General features: G+C 66.3%; 17 protein-coding genes. 4 read left to right on the forward strand and 13 right to left on the reverse strand.

The window, feature by feature from the left end:
* Positions 1-5: 5 nt before the first annotated feature.
* Complete coding sequence (locus ABD301_RS18985; protein WP_344311577.1) at positions 6-1649, reverse strand: IS1634 family transposase; 1644 nt, start codon at positions 1647-1649, stop codon at positions 6-8.
* 146 nt (positions 1650-1795) lie between these two features.
* Between ABD301_RS18985 and ABD301_RS18990 the strand changes: the two genes are divergently transcribed.
* From ABD301_RS18990 to ABD301_RS19000, 3 genes are read left to right on the forward strand one after another with little or no spacing between them, the layout of a single operon-like run.
* A complete protein-coding gene (locus ABD301_RS18990; RefSeq protein WP_344311579.1) occupies positions 1796-4399 on the forward strand; it encodes a bifunctional FO biosynthesis protein CofGH in 2604 nt (867 codons plus the stop codon).
* A 43-nt stretch (positions 4400-4442) separates the two neighbouring features.
* On the forward strand, positions 4443-5402 hold the full coding sequence (locus ABD301_RS18995; RefSeq protein ID WP_344311580.1) for an SDR family NAD(P)-dependent oxidoreductase: 960 nt from the start codon (positions 4443-4445) through the stop codon (positions 5400-5402).
* Positions 5403-5442: 40 nt separating this feature from the next.
* Positions 5443-6867 carry an amidase gene (locus ABD301_RS19000; protein WP_344311581.1) on the forward strand — a complete coding sequence of 475 codons (1425 nt, stop codon included), beginning with the start codon at positions 5443-5445 and terminating at the stop codon, positions 6865-6867.
* Here ABD301_RS19000 and ABD301_RS19005 read toward each other — a convergent pair.
* From ABD301_RS19005 to ABD301_RS19015, 3 genes are all read right to left on the reverse strand, one after another.
* Positions 6864-7163, reverse strand: a complete 300-nt coding sequence (locus tag ABD301_RS19005) for a hypothetical protein (RefSeq protein ID WP_163569397.1) — start codon at positions 7161-7163, stop codon at positions 6864-6866. The two genes, ABD301_RS19000 and ABD301_RS19005, sit on opposite strands and share 4 nt — an antisense overlap.
* A gap of 133 nt (positions 7164-7296) precedes the next feature.
* A complete protein-coding gene (locus ABD301_RS19010) occupies positions 7297-9816 on the reverse strand; it encodes an ATP-binding protein (RefSeq protein WP_344311582.1) in 2520 nt (839 codons plus the stop codon).
* A gap of 90 nt (positions 9817-9906) precedes the next feature.
* Positions 9907-10902 (reverse strand): 2-dehydropantoate 2-reductase, encoded by a 996-nt coding sequence (locus ABD301_RS19015; protein WP_344311583.1) that lies wholly within the window; start codon positions 10900-10902, stop codon positions 9907-9909.
* A gap of 189 nt (positions 10903-11091) precedes the next feature.
* On the opposite strand from ABD301_RS19015, the gene ABD301_RS19020 reads away from it, so the two are divergent.
* On the forward strand, positions 11092-11823 hold the full coding sequence (locus ABD301_RS19020) for a GntR family transcriptional regulator (RefSeq protein ID WP_344311585.1): 732 nt from the start codon (positions 11092-11094) through the stop codon (positions 11821-11823).
* 1 nt (position 11824) lies between these two features.
* Here ABD301_RS19020 and ABD301_RS19025 read toward each other — a convergent pair whose 3' ends face one another.
* The 9 genes from ABD301_RS19025 to ABD301_RS19065 all read right to left on the reverse strand — a co-directional run bounded on the left by ABD301_RS19025 (position 11825) and on the right by ABD301_RS19065 (position 23117).
* On the reverse strand, positions 11825-12040 hold the full coding sequence (locus ABD301_RS19025) for a hypothetical protein (RefSeq protein ID WP_344311586.1): 216 nt from the start codon (positions 12038-12040) through the stop codon (positions 11825-11827).
* Positions 12015-12431, reverse strand: a complete 417-nt coding sequence (locus tag ABD301_RS19030; RefSeq protein ID WP_344311587.1) for an MFS transporter — start codon at positions 12429-12431, stop codon at positions 12015-12017. The genes ABD301_RS19025 and ABD301_RS19030 overlap by 26 nt, the downstream gene beginning before the upstream one ends.
* A 408-nt stretch (positions 12432-12839) precedes the next feature.
* A complete protein-coding gene (locus tag ABD301_RS19035) occupies positions 12840-14243 on the reverse strand; it encodes an OFA family MFS transporter (protein ID WP_344311588.1) in 1404 nt (467 codons plus the stop codon).
* Positions 14244-14323: 80 nt separating this feature from the next.
* A complete protein-coding gene (locus tag ABD301_RS19040; protein ID WP_344311590.1) occupies positions 14324-16471 on the reverse strand; it encodes an acetate--CoA ligase family protein in 2148 nt (715 codons plus the stop codon).
* Positions 16472-16540: 69 nt separating this feature from the next.
* A complete protein-coding gene (gene frc, locus ABD301_RS19045) occupies positions 16541-17770 on the reverse strand; it encodes a formyl-CoA transferase (RefSeq protein WP_344311591.1) in 1230 nt (409 codons plus the stop codon).
* 28 nt (positions 17771-17798) lie between these two features.
* Complete coding sequence (locus tag ABD301_RS19050) at positions 17799-19526, reverse strand: thiamine pyrophosphate-binding protein (RefSeq protein WP_344311593.1); 1728 nt, start codon at positions 19524-19526, stop codon at positions 17799-17801.
* Between the two features lie 158 nt (positions 19527-19684).
* Positions 19685-21406 carry a glyoxylate carboligase gene (gene gcl / locus ABD301_RS19055; protein ID WP_344311595.1) on the reverse strand — a complete coding sequence of 574 codons (1722 nt, stop codon included), beginning with the start codon at positions 21404-21406 and terminating at the stop codon, positions 19685-19687.
* The gene (locus tag ABD301_RS19060) at positions 21403-22290 is read right to left on the reverse strand and encodes a 2-hydroxy-3-oxopropionate reductase (RefSeq protein WP_344311596.1); all 888 of its coding nucleotides are present in this window, start codon (positions 22288-22290) and stop codon (positions 21403-21405) included. Before ABD301_RS19060 ends, gcl begins: the two co-directional genes overlap by 4 nt.
* Complete coding sequence (locus ABD301_RS19065) at positions 22287-23117, reverse strand: hydroxypyruvate isomerase family protein (protein ID WP_163569401.1); 831 nt, start codon at positions 23115-23117, stop codon at positions 22287-22289. The genes ABD301_RS19060 and ABD301_RS19065 overlap by 4 nt, the downstream gene beginning before the upstream one ends.
* Positions 23118-23128: the final 11 nt, after the last annotated feature.

Raw genomic sequence — 23128 nt, forward strand, 5'->3', positions numbered from 1 at the left:
AGCTATCAACCTTTCGGTTCATATGACAAAAGTCCGAAAAGGTCAAAAAGCCGCTGCTGGTGAGGATCGCGGTCGGTGAGCACCCGGCGGGTCCGTGGCCGGCCGCCGGTGGACGGATAGCGCAACATTGTCTCCTGAATTCCGGACAGGTGCTCCAGCAGTTCCCGCACCGAAAGGTCCAGCCCGGCCCGGTCGGCCTCCCGCCGCATCAGATGGGTCACCGTGGCCGCAATGACACAAACGAGCCCATAAACGGCTATTCGATGATCTGTCCAATACCACCGCGAGCCGCCGGCCGCCGGCCCGGCGACATACGGTTCGCTCAGTTGCCGGAAAGTCGAGTCCAGGTGATAACGCGCCCGGTAGGCGGTGACAACATCGGCCACCGACCAATCGTCGTGATCAGTGACCAGAAGTTGCTTACCGAAAACCTCCTGGGCCAGCCGGGCGCGAGCGCCCTCGTCCACCCGCCATTCCAACCGCATTCCCGAAGGTGGCGTGCCGGTGAGCCGGGTCGAGAGCACCCGGTCGATCCGGGACGCCCGGGTGATCCGGGCGACCTCGCTCAGCACCTCGTCGCGGGACTGCCGGTACGTGCCGGCGGCCAGCCCGGCCGCCAACCCGTCCAGTTGCCGGGTGGCCGTACTCAGTGCCTGCGCGAGCCCGCGGGCCTGCGCCGCGTGCAGAGTCGCCGAGTGGGTGAGAATCACCCGCCTGCCGACGCCGAAAACCGTGGCTCGGGTGTCCAACGCGGTCAGCCCGGGAAATCGATGCGGGTCCACCGTGCGGCGAGCGGTCGCTGGCCGGGACAGCAGCTCGGGATGGTCTCCCGGCGGCAGCGCGCCGACGAAATGCGGGCCGGACGCGAGGTTCAGTTGGGAATGCTGGCCGGTGTCGAAAACCAGCGTCACATCGTCGGCACCCGTCAGCCGGTGGTGCCTCGCACCGAGTTGCTCAGCTAGTACGCCAAAAGACGCCACCACCGGGACATCGCGCCGGTACGCCCGGGACACCAGCGGAATAGCACCGTCGCCGGTGACCACCAATCCGAGTCCGGCCAGCGTGGCATCCGACCGACCGGCCGCCAGCGGGTCGACGGAGGCCACAAAGGTCGCGAAACTCGGGACATCCACGGCCAGAGCTGGTCCGGCACCGGAGATTTCCCTTACCGTCGCACATAGCCCGGCCTCGATCTGCTCCAACTGCCCAACGGTCAGCCGGTCCAACCGCTGCCAGAGCCGCACACTGTCCCAGGTGGACGCTGGCAGCCGCGGCCGGACGAATCGGGGCGCGGCGGTCGAAGCCCACCACTGCCCCCATTCCACCCCCGGGCCGGTGATCCGGTGCAGAACGGCGACCGCGACGTACGTGCCGATCGGCACCTTCGCGGACCGGGTGCCGGCGATCCGGTCGACCAACTCGGCCACCTTCAGCCGCTCCAGGGTGGCCCAGACCGCGGCCACCTCACCGAAGGCCAGGTGCCGCGACCGCGCCGGCACGCCACCCTCGCCGGCCAGCGCGGCCGCGATGTCCTCGGCGCTGCCCAGATAGCGCTGCGAGACGATCCGCGGCTGGCCGTTCACTCGCGCGGACTCAGCCAGGTAGTAGTACGTCCGGCCGTTCTGCCGCTTGCCAATCACCGACGCCATTCTTTAGGTAATACAACCCGGCGGCCGGAAAGGCAACCCGGATCAAGGCGGCGACCAGCCAGAACAGCAGGTGCCCGTACGGGCATCCCAGCCTGGTACGAATCCGAACTGGAGAAGGCCGGCGGGCCGGTCCTAGCGTTCGACGCATGGACTCCGCTTCAGCTTCGGCTCCCCCGACGGCGTCGGCAATGCGCCGCGCCCTCGCCCGCGCTCGCGACGCGAAGGCGTTGGACGTGGACGAGGCGACCGTGCTGCTGCAGGCCCGCGGCACCGATCTGGAAACCCTTTCCGAGCACGCCTCGCGGGTACGGGACGCGGGCTTGGCCGCGGCCGGCCGGCCGGGCATCATCACGTACAGCCAAAGTGTTTTCATCCCACTCACCAAACTGTGCCGGGACCGCTGCGGCTACTGCACTTTCGTCACCGTCCCGCACCAGCTGCGCAAGAACGGCGAACAACCTTATCTGACCCCCGACGAAGTTCTCGACATCGCTCGAAAAGGCGCGGAAATGGGCTGCAAGGAAGCCCTTTTCACGCTCGGCGACCGGCCGGAAGACCGCTGGGATGTGGCCCGCGAATGGCTCGACGCACATGGCTATGACGACACGCTTTCGTACGTACGAGCGATGTCCATCCGCGTGCTGGAGGAAACCGGCCTGCTGCCGCACCTGAACCCGGGTGTCCTGCACTGGCAGGATTTCCAGCGTCTCAAGCCGGTCGCCGCGTCGATGGGCATGATGCTGGAAACCACCGCCACCCGGCTGTTCACCGAAAAAGGCGGCCCGCACTACGGCTCGCCGGACAAGGATCCGGCCGTACGCTTGCAGGTTCTCGAGGACGCCGGGCGTACGTCCGTGCCGTTCACCACCGGCATCCTGATCGGCATCGGGGAAACGTACGCGGAGCGCGCCGACTCGCTTTTCGCAATCCGTAAGGTGTCAAGGACATACGGCAACATCCAGGAAATCATCGTGCAGAACTTCCGGGCCAAGCCCAGCACCAAAATGCGGGCCACCCCGGACGCCAACCTGGAGGAACTGGCCGCGACCATCGCGGTGTCGCGGCTCGTTCTCGGCCCCAGCATGCGCATTCAGGCGCCGCCGAACCTGATCGGCGGCGAGTACGAGCTGATGATCAACGCCGGCATCGACGACTGGGGTGGGGTCTCGCCGGTCACGCCGGACCACGTCAACCCGGAGCGGGCCTGGCCGCAGATCGACGAGCTTTCCAGCCGTACCAAGGCCGCCGGCTTCCAGCTCCGCGAGCGACTGCCGGTTTACCCGGAATACGTGAAAATCGGCGAGCCTTGGTTGGATCCGCGACTCAACGCGCACATCGCGGCGCTCGCCGAGCCGGAGACCGGCCTGGCTCGCGAAGACGCGATGCCCAAGGGAATTCCGTGGCAGGAGCCCGACGGTGGCTGGCAGGAGTCGGGTCGTACGGACCTGCACGTCGAGGTCGACACGACTGGGCGTACGGGTGACCGGCGCAGCGACTTCGACTCCGTTTACGGCGACTGGAACGAGATCAAGGGCCGGATCAAGAGCGCGCCGGCCCGGTCCGACTCGGACGTGCTGGCCGCGCTCAGGCACGCCGAAAAAGACCCGGCGGGCATCACCGACGACGAGGCTTTGGCGCTGCTTAACTCGGACGGCGCCGATCTCGACGCGCTGACCAACCTGGCTGACGGGTTAAGACGCGACACGGTTGGCGACGACGTGACTTTTGTGGTCACTCGCAACATCAACTTCACCAACGTCTGCTACACCGGCTGCCGGTTCTGCGCTTTTGCCCAGCGCAAAACCGATGCCGACGCGTACACACTGTCGCTGTCACAGGTCGGCGACCGGGTCGACCAGGCATGGGAAGCCGGCGCAACGGAAATCTGCATGCAGGGCGGCATTCACCCGGACCTACCCGGCACCGCGTACTTTGACTTGGCCGCCGAGGTAAAACGCCGTCAGCCGGACATCCACCTGCACTCCTTCAGCCCGATGGAGGTCGTCAACGGCGCCAGTCGTACGAACCTGTCCATCCAGGACTGGCTGAGCCGCGCGCACGACGCGGGTGTCGACTCACTTCCGGGTACGGCCGCGGAAATTCTCGACGACGACGTGCGATGGGTGCTGACCAAGGGAAAGTTGCCGACCTCCAGCTGGATCGAGGTCGTCACCACCGCCCACAAGCTCGGCATCCCGACCACGTCAACGATGATGTACGGGCATGTCGACACTGCCCAGCACTGGGTGGCACACCTCAAGCTGTTGGCCGAGTTGCAGCGCCAGGGCCTGGAAAAGAACGGCCGGCGCGGCTTCAGCGAGTTCGTGCTGCTGCCGTTCATCCACCAGAGCTCGCCCATTTACCTGGCCGGCCTGGCCCGCGCCGGCAACACCGCGAGGGACAACCGAGCCGTCCACGCGATGGCGCGGCTGCTGCTGCACGGCATGATCGACAACATCCAGTGCTCGTGGGTGAAACTCGGCCCGGACGCCTGCCGCGCGGTTTTGCGGGGCGGGGTCAACGATCTCGGCGGCACGCTGATGGAGGAAACCATCAGCCGGATGGCCGGCGCGTCAAACGGCTCGTACAAAACGATCAGCGAGCTGGAAGACCTGGTCGAGCCGATCGGCCGGCCGCTGGTGCAGCGGACCACGTCGTACGGCCGGCCGTCCGTCGAGCGCATCGCGGCGGGCCGGGCCAGTGACGGGGTGGCCAGCGCCGTCCGCCAGCCGCTGCCGATCGTCGGCTAGCGAAGCTTGACTTGGAGCGCGCTCCAAGTCGTACGTTCAAGATATGACCACATCGCAGCACCAGATCGGCTCCGGTTTCGGAGCACGCAGCACCGCCGTCGAGGTCCTCAAGGGCATTGACCTGAGCGGCAAACTCGCGGTCGTGACCGGCGGATACTCGGGCCTGGGATGGGAGACGACGCGCGCGCTCGCCGGCGCGGGCGCACACGTCGTCGTACCAGCCAGGCGGCCCGAGGTCGCCCAGGAGGCCTTGAAGGACATCGAGAACGTCGAGACCGAGGCGCTCGACCTGGGTGACCTGACCAGCGTTCGCACCTTCGCCGAGCGGTTCCTGGCCTCCGGCCGCGCCATCGACATGATCATCAACAACGCCGGGATTATGGCCCCGCCCGAGACCCGCCTCGGGCCTGGCTGGGAGTCCACTTTCGCCACCAACCACCTCGGCCACTTCGCGCTGATCAACCGGCTGTGGCCGGCGATCGCCGCTGGCCACGGCCGAGTCGTCTCCGTCTCGTCAGCCGGCCACCGCCGCTCCCCGATCCGCTGGGACGACCTGAATTTCGAGAGTGGCTATGACAAGTGGGCCGCGTACGGGCAGGCCAAGACCGCCAACGTGCTGTTCGCCGTGCACCTGGACACGCTCGCCAAGGACGCCGGCGTACGCGCCTTCGCGCTGCATCCGGGCGGCATCATGACGCCGCTGCAACGGCACATGGACCCTGCCGAGATGGTCGCGATTGGCTGGGTCGACGAAAACGGCAACCCCACCATCCCGAACGTCAAGACGCCCGAGGAGGGCGCCGCGACCCAGGTGTGGGCGGCGACCTCGCCGCAGCTGGCCGGCATGGGCGGCGTCTACTGCGAGAACTGCGACATCGCCGAACGCGCGGTCACCACGGAGAACTTCACCGGTGGCGTCCTTGACTGGGCCACCGACCCAGCGCAGGCCGCCCGGCTCTGGACTCTGTCCGCGGACCTCACCGGCGTCAACGCCTTCGCCTGACCCCTGACCCCTGACTTTGGCCTGTGCTAGAAACGGCGGCATGACCTCGCTCGCGGACGACACCCGTTGGATGGACGCCACCGACCAGGCCGAGCTGGTCCGCTCCGGTCAGGTGAAACCGAGCGAGCTGGTGGAAGCCGCGATCGAGCGGATCGAGGCGCTCAACCCGGCCCTCAACGCGGTCGTGGTCCACTGGTTCGACGAGGCCCGGTCGACCGCCGACGACCTGCCCGCCGGCCCGTTCCGCGGGGTGCCGTTCCTGCTCAAGGACCTGTTCGCCGCGTACGCCGGCCAGCCACTGAGCAATGGCAACAGGGCTTTGAAAGAAGCCGCCATCCGGTCCACTGTGGACACCACGCTGGTGTCCCGGTTTCGGGCCGCAGGCCTGGCCACCCTGGGCCGGACCAACAGCAGCGAGTTCGGCAGCCTGCCGACCACCGAGCCGCTGGCCTGGGGGCCGACCCGCAATCCGTGGAACACCGACCGCTCGGCCGGCGGCTCCAGCGGCGGGTCGGCCGCCGCGGTGGCCGCCGGCATGGTGCCGATCGCGCATGCCAGCGACGGCGGCGGCTCGATCCGGATTCCGTCCTCTTCCTGCGGTCTGGTGGGCCTGAAGCCGTCACAGGGCCGCATCACGATGGGCCCGAACCGGGACGAGAGCAACCTTGGCGTCGACCTCGGCGTCAGCCGTACGGTCCGGGACACCGCCGGCCTGCTGGACGCCGTCCGCGGCCCGGGTGTCGGCGACACGGTCATCGCCGCGCCACCGATCCGCCCGTACGCGCAGGAGGTGGGCGCCGATCCGGGCTCACTGCGCATCGGCGTGGTCACCCAGCATCCGCTCGCCCAAGCCGAGAACCTGACCGCCGCGAAGAACGCCGGAGCGTTGCTGGAATCCCTCGGCCACCACGTCGAGGACAGCTTCCCGTCCGCACTTATAGACCCGAAGTTTCGCGAGTTCTTCGCGGTCATGTGGGGCACCAATATGGCCGTCAACCTCGCTCGTGCGGCCGAAACGCTCGGCCGCGAGCTCACCGAGGACGAGGTCGAGCCGCTCAACTGGGCCCTTGCCGCCAGTGCCCGTCAGCACAGCGCGGTCGACTACGCGCAGGGGCTGGCGATGAACGGCCTGTTCCGCCGGGCGGTGTATCAGTGGTGGGCGGACGGCTTCGACCTGCTGGTCACCCCAACCATGGCCGCGCCGCCGCCCCCGATCGGCACTTTCGCCCACGACCCGGCCAACCCGATCGCCCCGCTGATGACCGCCGGGAAGTACGTGCCCTTCACCCCGCCCTTCAACACCACCGGCCAGCCAGCGATCAGCCTGCCGCTGCATTGGACGCCCGACGGCCTCCCGATCGGCGTCCAGTTCGTCGCCGCGTACGGCCGCGAAGACCTGCTCTTGCGGGTCGCGTCGCAACTGGAACAAGCCGCTCCCTGGGCTTCTCGCCGGCCTCCGCTTTAAAGGCGTACAGCGAGACGCAGGATCTTCGCTCGTACGGCATCGGCTGCGGCCGTACGGGCCGGGCCGTCGCCACCAGCGGTGACCCAGGACGCAAAGAGACAGCGGTGGTCCAACGACTTCGTATAGAGCTCGAGAGCCCGGGCCGGCGCGGTGTCGACCACCGAGTCCGCCCAACTCTCGTAGAACTCGCCGCCCGGATCCTCCCACCAAGCGAGCTGATATCCGTACCGCTTGAAGAGAAACTCGGCTTCCTGCCAGCGTCGCGCGCCAATCAGCTCGGCGAACTCCTGGCTCATCCGAGCGACACACGGTAGCCAGAGCACATCGGAATCAACTCCATTTTCGTTGCCACAGAAAGAACATCGGGACGATGTGTGGACAACGATGGCAGTGTGGACCGACGCTCACATGGGGAGTGGTTCCCTATCTTTAGCTCGTACGCCGCCGCAGCTCTCGCCGGGACCGTGCCCCGGTCTTGCGCAGCACAGCGGAAACGTGATGGCCCACCGTTCTGATCGAGAGATGGAGCCCGGCCGCGATCTCAGCGTCGGTGTGGCCAGCCACGATCCACGTCCGCACTTCCTGTTCGCGGGCGGTGAGACCGTCCGGCGTGGCCGCCGTGCTGACCCGCGGGCCACGGGGGATCGACCGCACCCCCAGTTCCCGCAGCTTGCGCGCGGCTCGCAGCCGGCCGGGCCGGGCACCCAACTCGGTGAAGCGATCGAGCGCGTCCCGCACGACGACGGCATCGTCCGAGTCGCACCAGGCGTCGGCCGCCTCGTACGGACAGCCGAGCTCCGTCCAAGCCCGGCCCGCCCCGACCGGGTCGGCGTCGACCTGCAGCCGGTACGGCTCAGCGGCGGCGGCCGGCACCGCGTCGATCAGTTGGTGCCGCCACATCCACAGCCCGAGCTCGCCGATCGACCACGCGTTCGAGCGTTCCACCGCCAGCTCGTACGCCTGCCGCAGACCCGAGGCGCCGTCGTCTCGTACGCCGGCAAGCCAGCGCGCCTCCGCCCGCGCCGCCATCACCGGCGTCAGCCGCTGCAGCGATCCGCTGATGTCCGCGATCCGTTTTGCCTCGTCCAGCGGTTCCCACACCTGCGGATCGCCGCGCCGGGCCCGGAGTCGGCCCTGGATGCTCCAGGCGACGATCCCGGTGATCGCGCGCGGCTCGACCAGCCGGGCCAACGCCTCGGTGACCCATCTCGCCGCCTCCGACCAGCGGCCCTGTTCGAACAGGCAGCGGGCATACCAGGAGTGCGCGTAGCTGGCGTGTCCGTCCAGGTCACGAGCCACGTAGAAGTCGAGCGCCTCAGGTATGGCCGCCATGCTTGCGTCGTACAGCCTCGCCTCGCCGGCCGCCGAGATGAGGTTCGCGTAGGCGCGACCGAGCTCTCCGTCCAGCCCGGCCTCCTTGGCCACCTGCACGGCACGCCACAGGTGCGCGCAGCTGGGGTCCTGTCCGGTGATCGTCAACCCGCTGCCCAATGCCTGCAAAGCACAGGTCAGGCTTGCCTGGTCGCCGACCTCGGACGCGAGGTCGACCGCCTGCCGGGACAGCGCGATGCCGGCCGTCAGGTCCCGCGCCAGCATCCGGTTGGTGCCCAGATGGGCCAGCGCGGCGGCCAGGTCCGGTGACGGTCCGAGCGGCTCCAGGATCTCGACAGCGGCCAGCGCGAGCCGGTGGGACTCGGCGTCCGCAGGCGTCACCCGGCTCAGCCACCACAACGCCTCGCCACGCAGCAACGGCTCCTGCAGCGGGCACAGTTCCACCGCCCGCTGCGCAGTCGCCAACGCCTGTTCGTCACGGCCGACCAGGTACGCCTCCTGGGAGGCCGCCAACCACAGCCGCGCCAGCTCGGTCTGGGAAGCCAGGCCAGCTCCGTCCGCTGCCGCCTGGTGATAGTGCTCGGCGGCCTCGCGGTGCGCGCCCAGCGCGACCGCCCGCTCGGCCGCCGCCCGCTGGCTGGTGAAGGCCAGCTCCAGCTCGTGCGCGTGCCGGGCGTGGTACGCGATCGTGGCCGGAGCTATGTCGCCCTGCGCGACCATTCGGCGTACGACGTCCGCGTGCAGGTCCTGGCGCTGTCCGGGCGTCAGCGCCTGCTCGACAGCGAGCCGTACCAGCTCGTGCCGGAACTCCACGACCGCGCCGTCCACCCGCAGCAGCCCGGCCACCACCGGTTCGTCGAGCCGCGACCAGTCCGCGCCGAGCAACTCCGCGCCGACTCGCCCGGCGATCACCGACAGCAGCTCTACGACACCGCGTGCGGAAGGTGACAGGCGGGCCACCCGGGCCGCCACGGCATCGCGTGTCGATGCCGCCACCCGACCGTCCGGCGCGAGCAGCAACTGGCTCACCAGGAAGGCATTTCCGTTGGTCAGTCGGTACGCCTCGGCCGCGTCGATTTCGGTCTCGGAGACCATTTCCGCGACGCCGGCCCTGGTCAGCGGCGGGACCGTGACGCGGGTGACGCCGGCCGCGCTGGCCAGGTCACCGAGCACCCTGCGCAGCGGATGGTCACCGTCCACCTCGTCACGGTAGGTCACCACCAACAACCCCGCGGACGTGTCGATGCGCCGGCCGATGAACCGCAGGACGTCAGCGCTCGCGTCGTCGATCCAGTGGGCATCTTCGACCACCAGCGGAGTCGGCGTACGACGTACCCACGCGAGCAGCCGCTCCCGCATGTCGTCGACGTCGAAATCCTGCTCCGCCGGCCAGATCTGCCGTGCGATGTCCTGGAACGGCCCGAGCGGACGCGGCGTCGAGAGTGGCTCACAGAAGCCCCAAACCGCCTGTTCGGAGCCGAAGAACTCCCGTACGAGCGAGGTCTTCCCGACCCCCGCCTCACCGGCGACCGCGACGAGCGAACCAGCGCCACGCCGAGCGGCCGCGCTCACCGCGCCCAGCCGCTCGACGAGCACGTCACGCTCAACCAGAGTCACACCCGAGAGCGTAGGCCGCACACTCCCGGCCCGCCTCAGCCGAATGTAACGAAAGGGCGGACCGTTTCGTTACATTCGGCGGCAAAGCGGCTATCCGGCCGCGGCCATCGGGGGCGGGACCACTTTGCGGGCGAGCAGGGTGATCGCCGCGTTGACGTTACGCAGGGTGGGCGCGGCTACCCCGGTCAGCTCGGCGATTTCCACGACAGCGCTGATAATCGCGTCGGTTTCCAACACCTTCCCGGCTTCCAGGTCCTGCAGCATCGAAGTCTTGTGATGCCCGACCTTTTCCGCACCGGCCAGCCGCCGATCGATCGACACCTGCGGATTGCTGCCAGCGGCCCTCGCGACGGCGACGGTTTCGGCCATCATCCGGGCTACCAGATCGCGGGTGTGCTCGTGAGCGCAAATCTCGGCCATGGTCGCCCGGGTGAGCGCACTGAGCGGGTTGAAAGCGACGTTTCCCATCAGTTTGACCCAAATATCGTCCCGCAGATTCGGTTCGACCGGACATTTGAGCCCGCCGGCCACCATCGCGTCACTGAATTCCAGGCAGCGGGTGGAAATGCTGCCATCCGGCTCGCCAATCGAGAACCGGGTGCCCTCCAGATGCCGGATCACCCCCGGCGCCTGGATTTCGGTCGAGCAGTAGACCACGCAACCAATCGCCCGCCAGGTCGGCAAAACGGCGCTGGTCGCACCGCCAGGATCAACTGCCTCGATGCGATGCTTTTCCAGCGGATGCCCCTTGAGCCCGTGGAAATACCACCACGGGATCCCGTTCTGGGCGGCCACCACGGCCGTCCGCGGGCCTAGCAGCGGCGCGAGCAGCTTGCCGGCGCCGGCGTACGAGTGCGCCTTGAGGCCGAGGAACACGTAGTCGACCGGTCCGACGTCGGCCGGGTTGGCGGTCGCGTACGGGTGTGCGTGGAAGTCGCCGCGCGGGCTTTTGACGTACACACCGTGGTCCTGAAGAGCGACCAGGTGCGGCCCGCGGGCGATCAGGTGGACTTCGACGCCAGCTCGGTGCAAGGCGGCGCCAACGTACGCGCCAATCGCACCGGCGCCAAGGACTGCGACTTTCATGTCATACCCCATTCGGTATGGCGGCCAAAGTAAGATTGCATACGATCTACAGAATGCCGTCAAGGGTTAGCGGGTAAAATGTTCCTTACTCGGCAGGACTCCCCGCCCGCCAATGTCTTTTGCATACCAAAACCTGTATCCTCGGAGAGCTTGGCTTTTGCCCAGAGCACTGAGGAAGAGAAGGTTCCGATGACGCAACCCGCCGCCGGCATTCCGGGCTCCAAGGGACGCCCGCCGGGCCGCCCCCGTCTGCTGGGCGAGGGGGCCACCCGCCGGGTCGAGCGGCCGGCGCCGCTGCGTCAGGCCGTGTACGACGCGCTGATCGAGCTCATCGTGAACCAGACCCTCAAACCCGGCCAGCACCTCGTCGAGCTGGAACTCGCGGAGTATTTGGGGGTCAGCCGCCAGCCCGTACGAGAAGCCCTGCAGCGACTGCAGACCGAGGGCTGGGTCGACCTCCGGCCGGCGCAGGGCGCCTTCGTGCACACCCCCACCGACGAGGAGGCCGACCAGTTGTTGGGCGTACGCGTCGTGTTGGAGACGCATTCCGCCCAGCTGGCCGCCGGCCGGGCCACCGCCGAGGACGTGCAGCGCCTGTGGGAGCTGCAGCAGATCGGCATCGAGGCGCTGGCATCGGCGGACACCGAGGGCCTGGTGGTCGCCAACGCCAACCTGCACACCTGCATCACGAACCTGTCCGGGAACAAGGTGCTGGCCGAGATGATCGCGATGGTGGACCGCCGGGTCCGCTGGTATTACACCCCGATCGCTCGCCCTCGCGGCAAGGATGCCTGGACCGAACACGCCGACCTGATCAAGGCCATCGCGGCCGGCAACGCCGAGCTGGCCAGCAAAACCATGCACCAGCACGCCGAGCGGACCCGGCAGGCCTACCACGAGCAGCGGGCGGCCGCTCAGTAAATCAGGACACCTCCTGGGCTACCGGTTGCGGTCGTACGAGTTTTCGGCCTGGCTGGCGCAACATGAAGGCCAGCCCGGCAGCCATCAGACCAATCGAGCCAGCCAGCACGAACGCTCCCGAATAACCCCAGGACGCCACCACCAGGGCACCCACACCGGAGCCGAACAGGCCGCTCACCACTTTCCCGCTGTTAGACCATGCCGTAATTGCTGGCATTGTTGTTCTCCCCGAAATAGTCGGCCGTCATGGCCGCGAAGAGCGGAAAGATGGCGCCGCCACCAAAGCCCGAGATCATCGAGCAGAGCAGGAAGAGCGCCAGGTTCTGCATGAGCCCGGTCGCCAACACGCCGAACTGCGCCAGCCCCAGCACGATGCACACCAACACCAGGGTCTGCCGCCGGCCGTACTTGTCGGAAATCCAACCGATAACACCGCGGCCGGTGCCGTTGACGATTGATTTCAGCGCCGCGCCAGTAGCCGCGATGGCGGCCGCGAAGCCCATTTCCTTGCCAAACGGCACCTGGAAGGCGATGCCGAAAATGTTGATTCCGGAGGTCATCAACAAGCACAGCCACATCATCGGCAGCACCGCGGCCTGGAAGAACACCCAGACGCCCAGCAGCCAGAAGATGTGGACCGAAGACCAGCCGTGTGCTTCGTGCAGAGTTTCCTCGGCCGCCCCGAAAGCGTATTCGCCAGACGCTGATGCCGAGCATGCCGATCCAGGGCAACAAAACCATCAACCAACGCGGCCGGCCCATAATATCGTGAGGTGTCTCACCCATGCGATACACCCGGCCGTTCTGATCTTTAACCTCAGTGAAACCATTCGTTGTTACGCTCATGCTTGTCTCTTTCCAGCAATTGCTGTGCACCGCCGGTTGCCGCCCGGCGGAGCTGGTGACCGGGCCGGGAGAACCCGGTCACCGTCGGGCGATGAGTCGACGCCAAGGACGGACAGTGCCGTCCTTGGCGAGGGGCGGGTGAAACATTTCTTTGGTACGGGTAAGAAGACTCAGCCCGTTGCGCTGCCGGAACGGGGTGCGGTCATCGCGTCGACCGCCGGGCCGGCCGGGGATGAGGGGTTGCTCCCTGACGTATGTCCTGGTTGTCGAAGGAAAAGCGTGAGGACCGCGGCCAGGATCGCGATACCACCAGCCAACAGATAGGCGCCGGTGTAGCCCCAGACCACGATGATCCCGGCGGCGATTCCACCGCCGCCGATCCCGCCGAAAAGCTTCGCACTGTAAACTAGGCCATAGTTTGTGGCGTTGTTGTTCTCGCCAAAGTAATCTGGCACCAGAGCGGCGAAAAGGGGATAGAAAGCGCCGCCGCCAAAGCCAGTGACAAAAGCGAAGAACATGAACAGCCACAGGTTGTGAATGTTGCCGGACCACAGCACGCCGAACTGTGCGGCGGCCGCCACCAGCAGCACCAGGGTGAGGGTTTGCTTGCGGCCAAGCCGGTCGGACAGCCAGCCGACCAGGGCCCGACCGGTGCCGTTGACGACCGACAGGATGCCGGCCGCGGACGCCACCACGAAGGGACCGAAGCCGCTGACCTTGGCGAACGGCACCTCGAAGTTGATCCCGAAAAGCGAGACGCCACCAATGATGACCAGGCACAACCACATCAACGGCAGCATGCCCGTACGAATCGCCTGCATGGGCGAGAACTGTTTGACCGCGGGCGGGTTTTTGGCAAGCCTGGTGTTCGCCTTGCGATCGTTCGCCCAGCGCACCGGGTCGATCTCGCTCGGCCACCAGTTCTTCGGGGGATCCATGAAGAAGACGCCGCAGAGCAGGACCGCCACCAGCATGTAGGCGCCGACCAGGTTGAGCACGATGGAGAAGTTTCCCGGTGTGAAGAAATAGCTGAAAATGTAAATGAGGGGCACCGCACCGTACGCGAATCCGCCGTTGACGAATCCGGTCCGAGCACCGCGCTTTTCCGGGAACCACTTGCCCACCATGTTGATGCAGGTGGCGTAGACGAGTCCGGCGCCGGTGCCGCCGAGCACCGAATAGCCGACAAACGCCACCACCAGGTTGCCGCTGTTGGCGATGGTGAAATAGCCGACGCCACTGAGAATGGCGCCCACGACCATCGCTGCGCGTGCCGAAATGATGTTCTTCTCCCGCAGCCGGCCGGCCGGGAACGCCACCGCCGCTTGGAAAACCGCCCACAGGCTGGCGATCCAGAAGACCTCGCCAATGGACCAGCCGTACGACTTCTCCAGGGTCGTGGTCGCCGCACCCCAGCCGTACTCGAAAACACTCACCGCCATCATGGCGATCCAGGGAAGCCACACCATCCAGTTACGGGAACGCCCCATGATGTCTCTCGGGGTTTCGCCAACCCGATAGACACGCCCGTTCTGGTCGGTGACCTCCTGGAAAGTTGCTGCCGCACTGCTCACTTGAGCCTCTTTCTGCTAAACGGATGGACCTTGTGCAGTCCCTCCCTTCCCTGAGGCCTGTGCCGCGCGGTTGGCGAAGCTCACGACGCGGGTCCCAGTAGTCCGGCGGCGCGTGCCCAACGGTACTTGGCACCGAGGACGGCCACCGGCTTTTCGGTGGTGTACGGATAAGCCACTACCCCGTGCTGGTACAGGTAGTCGCTGGCCTCTTCGACCTCGATGTCGCCGGAAAGCGACGCGACCACCGGCTTGTGGATGCCCTTGGCGCGGAACTCCTCGACCACCGCGACGACCAGCTTCGCGAACACCATGGGCGGCGTCACGATGGTGTGCCAGTAACCGAGAATGAGCGAGTGAACACGCTCGTCCGACAGCCCGAGGGCGATGGTGTTGCGGTACGTCGACGGCGGCTCACCACCAGTGATGTCCACTGGGTTTCCGGCGGCGCCGAACGGTGGGATGAACTTCCGGAATGCCTGATCCAGGTCCTCCGGAATCTCCATCAAAGACAGCCCGTTGTCGACGCAGGCGTCGGACAGCAGGACGCCCGACCCGCCCGCGCCGGTGATGATCACGACGTTTTCGCCGGCCGGGGTGGGAAGCAGCGGGATGCCGCGGGCGTATTCGAGCATGTCGTTCAACCCCGGTGCCCGGATAACCCCACTCTGACGCAGAATGTCGTCGTAAACCTTGTCATCGCCGGCCAGCGCACCAGTGTGCGAGCTCGCCGCTTTGGCACCCTGCGCCGTACGCCCGGCTTTCAGAACAACGATGGGCTTCTTCGTCGAGACCCGTTTCGCGGTCTCGGCGAAAGACCGGCCGTCCTTGAGGTCCTCCAGGTGCATCGCGATGAGACCGGTGTTGTCGTCGCTTTCAAAAAACGTGAGGAGATCATCCTCATCGATGTCGGCCTTGTTGCCCACCCCCACGATCGCCGAGACACCCATTTTCGCGGACCGGCTGAAGCCCAGGATCGCCATCCCGATGCCGCCGCTCTGGGAGGTGAGCGCCACCTGCCCCTTCACGTCGTACGGCGTGCAGAAGGTCGCGCACAGGTTTTCCGGCGTATAGTAATAGCCGTAGATGTTCGGTCCGAGGATGCGAACGCCGTGCTTGCGCGCGATGGCCAAGACCTCGTCCTGCAGCTCCTGGTTTCCGGTCTCACCGAAACCCGACGGAATCAGGATCGCGCCCGCGACCCCCTTCGCACCGACCTCTTCGAGAGCCGCGGCCACAAATTTCGCTGGAATGGCGAAAACCGCGACATCCACGTCGCCGGGTACGTCAGCGATGCTCTTGAACGCCTTGCGATCCAGGATTTCGCTGGCTTTCGGGTTGATCGGGTAGATCTCGCCCCGATAGCCGCCGTTCACCAGGTTTTTCATCACCGAGTTGCCGATTTTGCCTTCTTCGGCGGAAGCTCCGATGACCGCGACCGCGGCCGGCTTCATGATGCGGTTCATCGAGGCCAGGATCTCCTCCTGGCTGAACCGCTCCGGCACGACCGCGGCAGCGGGATCGATGAGAATGCGTACGTCCACGGCCGTCGCACCGCTGGCGGTCACCAGCACCGGGTTCAGGTCCACTTCGGACAGCTGCGGGAAATCCGTCACCAGCTGCGAAACCCGCTGGATGATCGTGGACAGGGCGGCCCGGTCGGCCGGCTCCGCACCACGTACACCTTTGAGGATTTGCGCGGCCTTGATGCCGTCGATCATCGACAGCGCCTCGTCCTGCGAGGTCGGCGCCAGCCGAAAGGTCACGTCCTTGAGCACCTCGACCAGCACACCGCCGAGCCCGAAAGCCACGATCTTGCCGAAGGTCGTGTCAGTGGTAGCACCGATAATGACCTCCTGGCCGGAAGTCAACTGCTGCTGCACCTGGACGCCGAGGATCTCGGCATCCGCGTTGTACGCCTTGGCGTTCGCCACAATCGTACGAAATCCAGCGGCCACTTCCTCGGCGGTGGACTGCCCTACCAGTACGCCACCTGCCTCGGTTTTGTGCAGGATGTCCGGTGACACGATCTTGAGGACGACGGGGAACCCGATTTTCTCGGCGTAAGCCACCGCCTCGATCTCGGAGGTCGCCAACGCCTCGGCCGGCGTGGGAATACCGTACGCGTCGCAGACTTTCTTGCCTTCCAGGGCGGTCAGCGAGTCCCGGCCCTGCCCGGCGGCTTCGTCAAGCACCGCCTGAACGGCGGCGCGGTCAAAATTTTCAGCCATAGCTGGAGTTCTCCTTCTTACCGGGCAGACCGTGAGTCAGCGACCCACCCGGTCCGATGTAAAGACAGGTCAGATGACGCCGGCGGCGCGCAGCTCTTTCAGCCTGTCGCCGCTGTAACCGAGCTCGCTCAGCACTTCTTCGTTGTGCTCGCCCAGCAACGGCGACCGCTGGACGTCGACCGGCGAGTCCGAGAGCTTCAGCGGACTGCCGACCGTCTTGAAGGTGCCACGTTCGGGGTGCTCGACCTCAACAACCGTGCCGAGTTCGGCGAGAGTCGTGTCATCGATCAACTCCTGGGTGGACAGGATGGGCCCACAAGGAATGTCGTGCGCGTTCAGCTTCTCCAGGATTTCCCACTTGGTGTGCTTTTCGGTCCACTCCTCGACCAGCGCGAAGACCTTGTCCAGCTTGGAAAGCCGGGCCTCCGGCGTCGCCCACTGCGGGTCCTGCACCAGGTCGGGCCGGCCGATCAGCTCGGCCAGTGGCTTCCATCCGGGAGGCTGGATAATCACGTAGATGTAGTCGTTTGGACCGCCGGGCGCACACCGTACCGCCCAACCGGGCTGTCCTCCACCGGACGCGTTTCCGGACCGAGGCACCTCAACGCCGGTGTTCGGAGTCGGATATTCGTTCAGTGGGCCCAAAGCGATCCGTTGCTGGTCACGCAGCTTCACCCGGCACAGGTTCAGCACGGCGTCCTGCATGGCGACCTGTACGCGCTGGCCGCGGCCGGTGTTCGTACGCTGATAAAGCGCGGCCAGAATCGCGGCCACCAGATGAATCCCGGTGCCGGAGTCACCGATCTGCGCACCGGTCGCGGTCGGCGGGCCGTCGGCGAAGCCAGTGGTCGCCATCGCGCCACCCATCGCCTGCGCGATGACCTCGTACGCCTTGAACTTCGCGAACTTGCCGCCACCGAATCCCTTGATGGAGGCGTAGATCAGCCGCGGGTTGAGCTCCTGCAGCCGCTCCCAGGTGAACCCGAAGCGGTCGACCACACCCGGACCGAAGTTCTCCACCAGAATGTCCGAGGTCTTCACCAGGTCGGCGAAGATCTCCTTGCCTTCCGCGGTTTTCATGTTCACCGTGATGCTGCGCTTGTTGCAGTTCAGCATCGTGAAATAGAGGCTGTCCACGCCGGGCTTGTCGCGCAACTGCTGGCGGGTGATGTCACCGCGGCCAGGCGTCTCCAGCTTCACCACGTCCGCACCCAGCCACCCGAGCAGCTGCGTCGACGACGGTCCGGACTGGACATGTGTCATATCGAGGACTCGTACGCCCTCCAGAGCCTTGCTCATGAGCCGGCCTCCGCTCGAAAGCTAACGATTACTTGTACATTGTTTGGTTCATGGTTCCCGGCGCGTACGCGTCCGGATCGACCCAGACATTGATGAGCGACGGCTTGCCAGATTCGCGCGCCCGCTGCAAAGCCGGCGCGATGTCCTTCGGGTCACGCACTTCCTCGCCATAACCGCCCAACATCTGCGCGAACTTGTCGTAGTGCACATCGCCGAGCGTGTTGCCGATCCGCTCCCGAGCGAGTCCGTACTTCTGCGCCTGGCCATAGCGAATCTGGTTCATCGACGAGTTGTTGCCAACAATGCCGACGAAAGGCAGGTTGTAGCGGACCAGCGTCTCGAAGTCCCAGCCGGTCAGGCTGAAGGCGCCGTCACCGAACAGCGCGACCACTTCCTTGTCCGGGCGGGCGTGTTTTGCCGCGAGGACAAAGGGAATGCCGACCCCCAGGGTCCCGAGCGGGCCCGGGTCCATCCAGTGGCCGGGCGACTTGGGTTGCACAACCTGGCCGGAGAAGGTGACGATGTCGCCGCCGTCACCGATGTAGATCGAGTCCTCGGTGAGGAAGTTGTTGATCTCGCTGACCAGCCGGTACGGGTGGATGGGGCTGGCATCGGAGAGCAACTGCGGGAGCCGCTTCTGCTTGGCCTGGTCTTCGACACCGGCCAGTTCTTCCAGCCACTGCTTGCGTCCGGTCGCGCCATTGTCCTCGCGGCCGCTGGCGGCCTGCGCGACCGACGCGAGGACGACACCGACATCACCCACGATGCCGAGGTCGATGTCCCGGTTCTTGCCGACCGTACGGTAATCCAGGTCGATCTGGACGACGGTCGCGTCCTTGGAGAGCCGCCGCCCGTAGCCCATCCGGAAATCGAAGGGTGTGCCGACAATGACGATGAGATCGGCGTTGTTGAAGGCATATCGCCGGGAAAGCTGGAAGTGATGCGGGTCGCCAGGCGGCAGCGTACCGCGGCCGGCGCCGTTCATGTAGGCGGGAACATTGAGCGTACGCACCAAATCGATGGCCGCATCCGTCCCGCGAGTGGTCCAGACCTGGCTGCCGAGCAGGATCGCCGGCTTTTGGGCATGTACGAGCAGATCCGCGAGCTTCTCGATCGCGGCCGGGTCGCCGGCGCTGCGGGTCGAGGCCTTGTAGCCACCGGCCTGCGGGATCCGCGCCGACTCCAACGGCACCTTCGCATCCAGCACATCCCTGGGAATCTCCAGGAAAGACGGGCCGGGAGCACCCACGTAGCATTCCCGAAACGCCATCGACACCATGTCCGCGATCCGTGCGGTGCCCGGCACGGTCGCGGCGAACTTGGTGATCGGGTTCATCATGTCCACGTGCGGCAGGTCCTGCAGCGATCCCATTTTGTGCTGGGACAGCGATCCCTGGCCGCCGATCAACAACATCGGGCTCTCCGCGCGGAAAGCGTTCGCCACGCCGGTGACCGCGTCGGTGGTGCCGGGGCCGGCGGTGACAACCGCACATCCCGCTGTGCCGGTAATCCGGGCATAACCGTCGGCCGCGTGCGCGGCGACCTGCTCGTGGCGTACGTCGATGACCTTGATGCCCTCGTCGACGCAGCCGTCATAAATGTCAATGATGTGTCCGCCGCAGAGGGTGAAGATCGTGTCCACCCCTTCGGCCTTGAGCGCCTTCGCCACCAGATGCCCACCGGATATCACTTCGGGGGTGGCTACCTCGGCATTGTTCGTGCCGGCCACGGCATCACCGGTCGCCGTTTGCGCCATCGCTGGTCATCTCCTTGCTGCTCGGCCTTGGCGGCCGGGAGCCGAGTCAAACTCCCCGCCACACCTGTCCACTGTAGATTGCATACCGTATGTCTTAGCCACATCGTGGCCCTCCCGCTGCCTCATGTCCAGGGGATGACCGGAAGAAGTCCGGTTTCTTAGGCTGTGTTAGCCGTAGGGACCAGATTCGGCAGCGGCTCGTACTCCACGATGTTGTCCAAAGAGGGCCCCATCGCGGCATTTGCCTCGCGTTCGACCATCACCTCGACCAACACCGGCACCTGGGCGTGCTCTGCCTCCGCGGTCGCCCACGCCAGCGCGCCGGCGATGTCCTCCGGGCGATCCACCCGGCGAGCCGGGCAACCAAAAGCATCCATCAGCTTGACGTGGTCGATGCCGCCCTCGCCGTAATGCAGGTCCACGGCGAAATTCATGTCGTACGGCAGTTCGGCCTGTCGAATCAGGCCCAGATATTCGTTGTTGACCATGACAATCACGAACGGGATCCGATACTGCGCGGCGACCGCGATCTCCTCCATCAGGAACTGGAAGGAATAGTCGCCCACCACCGCGACGACGGATCGGTCCGGATACGCGCATTTCACGCCGATGGCGGCCGGAATCTCCCAGCCCAGCGGGCCCGCTTGACCGCACACCAGATAGCGGCGCGGCAGGAACGTACGCTGGAACTGCCCGGACCAGATCTGATAGAGCCCGATCGCGGTGACAAAAGTGGTGTCAGGGCCGTAAAACTCGTTGAGCTCGCGATAGACCCGCGGCGGCTTGATGGGCACGGCGTCAAAATCGTCCCGCCGGACCAGTGTCGACCGCAGTTCCCCCACCCGTTCGGGCCAGCGTCCGGTGGGCCGGGGCGGAGCGAGTTCCTGAGCCTGGAAAGCCAAGGCGGCCAGCGTGGACCGCGCGTGTCCCACGATGCCCAGGTCCGGCTCGAAAACCTTGCCGAGCTGGGTCGGCTCGATGTCCACGTGGATGAATTTGCGGCCTTTTCGGTACGTTTCCAGGTCACCGGTGTGCCGGTCACCAAATCGCGCGCCCACCGCCAGCACCAGGTCACTCTCCAGAAAGGCCGCGTTGCCCCACAGCGTCTGCGTCTGGATTCCCGCCATACCGGCAAAGAGCGGGTGGTCTTCGGGAAACGCGCCTTTGCCCATCAAGGTGGTCTGCACCGGGATCTGCAGCCGCTCAGCCAGATTCCGCAGCTCGTCGGCGGCGTTCGCGATGATCACACCGCCACCGGCCAGGATCAGCGGCCTTTCGGCCTGCAACAGCATCTGTACGGCTGCCCGGATGCCCTGCGGCGACGGCTCCGGCACCTCGATCGGCAACGGAGCGTCCACAGTGGAGTCGTAAAGACACGTCCCGCGCTGCACGTCGATCGGCAGGTCGATCAGCACCGGCCCAGGCCGGCCGGACTGCGCGATCCGGAACGCCTCCCGGAAAACCCAGGCGGCCTGCGCCGGTTCTTTGAGCTGTACGGCCCATTTCGTCACCGGTTTGGCGATCTCCACGATGTCGACCGCCTGGAACGCCTCCTGGTGCAGCTTCGCCCTGGCGGCCTGGCCGGTGATGCAGATCATCGGGATGGAGTCTGCCATCGCGGTGTAGAGGCCGGTGATCATGTTGGTGCCGGCAGGTCCGGACGTACCGATGCAGACACCGACTTTTCCGGTCGCTCTTGACCATCCGTCAGCGGCATGAGTGCCGCCTTCTTCGTGCCGGACGGTGAGGTGCTTGATGGAGCTTGTCCGCAGCGCCGCGTAGAGGGGCAGGATCGCCGCGCCCGGAATGCCGAAGATGGTGTCCACGCCCTCCGACTCCATCACCGCGACGGCGGCCTCCATGCAGGGAATGCGCTTCACAGGCTGGCCTTTCGTCCGGAAAAACTCTCGATGACCTTCAGCAGGGCCGAATGGTCGAGGCTGCCGTAGCCCTGCTGGCGGGCCGCCGAGATGAGCTGCGCGACCAGGGCCGCGGTCGGCAGCGCGACCTCGGCCTCCCGCGCGGCGGACAGCACGATCCCCATGTCCTTGTGATGCAGGTCGATCCGAAAGCCCGGAGCGAATTCCCGGGCGACCATGGTTTTCCTTTTGAGGTCAAGAATTCTGCTGGCGGCAAGACCGCCGGCGAGTACGTCCAGACCGGTACCGGCGTCCACCCCGGACGCCTCCAGCAACACGATCGCCTCGGCGACCAGCGCGTACGTGCCGCCAACGACCAGCTGGTTGGCCGCTTTCACGGTCTGGCCGGCGCCGTGCGGTCCAACGTGCACGACCGTCTTGCCCAACGCGTCAAAAAGAGGTTTCGCACTCTCAAAATCGTCGGCGTCGCCGCCGACCATGATGGAGAGCACCCCGTCAACCGCGCCTTTTTCGCCGCCGCTGACGGGGGCGTCGAGGACCCGCACCCCGCGGGTGTGGCCGGCCTCCGCGATCCGCCGGGAGGTCTGCGGCCGAATGGTGCTCATGTCGATGACGAGCACCCTGGGTTTTACGTTCTCCAGCACGCCTTCCGGCCCGAAGGTCACCGCTTCCACCTGGGGCCAGTCCGGCAGCATGGTGATGACCGCATCGACACCATTGACCGTCTCGGCAATGCTGGCGGCCGTTTCGCCGCCCGCCTCAAGAAGGCTGCGCGGACCCTTTTCGGCCAGATCAAAGCCCCTCACGCGATAGCCGGCGCGGACCAGATTGCCAGCCATTGGCGCACCCATGATGCCCAACCCAACGAACCCGACGGTGGTCACGACGAGACCTCCACTGTGGACGGCCGGAACGGCAGCCAGTCGAAGCTGTCCGCGCTCGGCCCGACCGGCTTGTATTCCAGGCCGACATAACCGGCGTAACCGGAGGCGTCGAGCCGCGCGAGCACCTGCTCGTACGGGATGGCCCCGGTGCCGGGCTGGCCGCGGCCGGGCACATCGGCTATTTGTACGTGTCCGAACCGGTCAGCGGCCCGGTCGATCAGCTCGATCGACTCTTCGCCCATCCGGTGCAGGTGATAGAAGTCGGCCAGGAACGCGATGTTGTGCAGCCCGCTTTCGGCGCGTACGCGATCAATCACCGTGAGCGCCGCGCGGGAGGACGTGAGCGGATAGTGCGGACTCTCGTACGAGTTGAGGGCCTCGACCACCACGGTCGCACCGATCCGGTCCGCCGCCGCGGTGGCGAGCACCAGATTTTCCACCGCCAGCTCGTCCTGCCGCGCTGGCGAGGTGTCCGCGTCGCGATTTCCGTAGAGGGCGTTCAAAGTGCGGCAGCCCATTCGTTGCGCGAAGCCGACCGCCACCTCGATGTTCGCCACGAACCGGCCGCTCTCGGCCGGCCGGGACAGCAGCCCGCGGTCCCCCTTTGCCATGTCACCAGCATCAAAATTCAGTCCGACGAGCTGCACTCCAGCGTCGTCGAGGGCGCGCTGCAGAGCATCCAGGTCGGCGTCCGGCGGCGTCGGGCCGGCGAACGGCCACCACAGCTCCACCGCGCCGAAGCCCGATGCTGCCGCCGCGGCCGGTCTTTCCAGCAACGGGATCTCGGTGAAAAGGATGGAAAGATTCACATCGTACGTAATCGGCATTCTGCTCCGAT

The sequence above is a fragment of the Fodinicola feengrottensis genome (assembly GCF_039530045.1).
Lineage (GTDB): Bacteria > Actinomycetota > Actinomycetes > Mycobacteriales > HKI-0501 > Fodinicola > Fodinicola feengrottensis.

Coding starts and splice junctions, on each gene's coding strand:
- ABD301_RS19015 (WP_344311583.1), bottom strand. CDS start 10,902: ATGAAAGTCGCAGTCCTTGGCGCCGGTGCGATTGGCGCGTACGTTGGC.
- ABD301_RS19065 (WP_163569401.1), bottom strand. CDS start 23,117: ATGCCGATTACGTACGATGTGAATCTTTCCATCCTTTTCACCGAGATC.
- ABD301_RS19040 (WP_344311590.1), bottom strand. CDS start 16,471: ATGGCTGAAAATTTTGACCGCGCCGCCGTTCAGGCGGTGCTTGACGAA.
- ABD301_RS18990 (WP_344311579.1), top strand. CDS start 1,796: ATGGACTCCGCTTCAGCTTCGGCTCCCCCGACGGCGTCGGCAATGCGC.
- ABD301_RS19000 (WP_344311581.1), top strand. CDS start 5,443: ATGACCTCGCTCGCGGACGACACCCGTTGGATGGACGCCACCGACCAG.
- ABD301_RS19005 (WP_163569397.1), bottom strand. CDS start 7,163: ATGAGCCAGGAGTTCGCCGAGCTGATTGGCGCGCGACGCTGGCAGGAA.
- ABD301_RS19020 (WP_344311585.1), top strand. CDS start 11,092: ATGACGCAACCCGCCGCCGGCATTCCGGGCTCCAAGGGACGCCCGCCG.
- ABD301_RS18995 (WP_344311580.1), top strand. CDS start 4,443: ATGACCACATCGCAGCACCAGATCGGCTCCGGTTTCGGAGCACGCAGC.
- ABD301_RS19050 (WP_344311593.1), bottom strand. CDS start 19,526: ATGGCGCAAACGGCGACCGGTGATGCCGTGGCCGGCACGAACAATGCC.
- ABD301_RS18985 (WP_344311577.1), bottom strand. CDS start 1,649: ATGGCGTCGGTGATTGGCAAGCGGCAGAACGGCCGGACGTACTACTAC.
- frc (WP_344311591.1), bottom strand. CDS start 17,770: ATGAGCAAGGCTCTGGAGGGCGTACGAGTCCTCGATATGACACATGTC.
- ABD301_RS19025 (WP_344311586.1), bottom strand. CDS start 12,040: ATGCCAGCAATTACGGCATGGTCTAACAGCGGGAAAGTGGTGAGCGGC.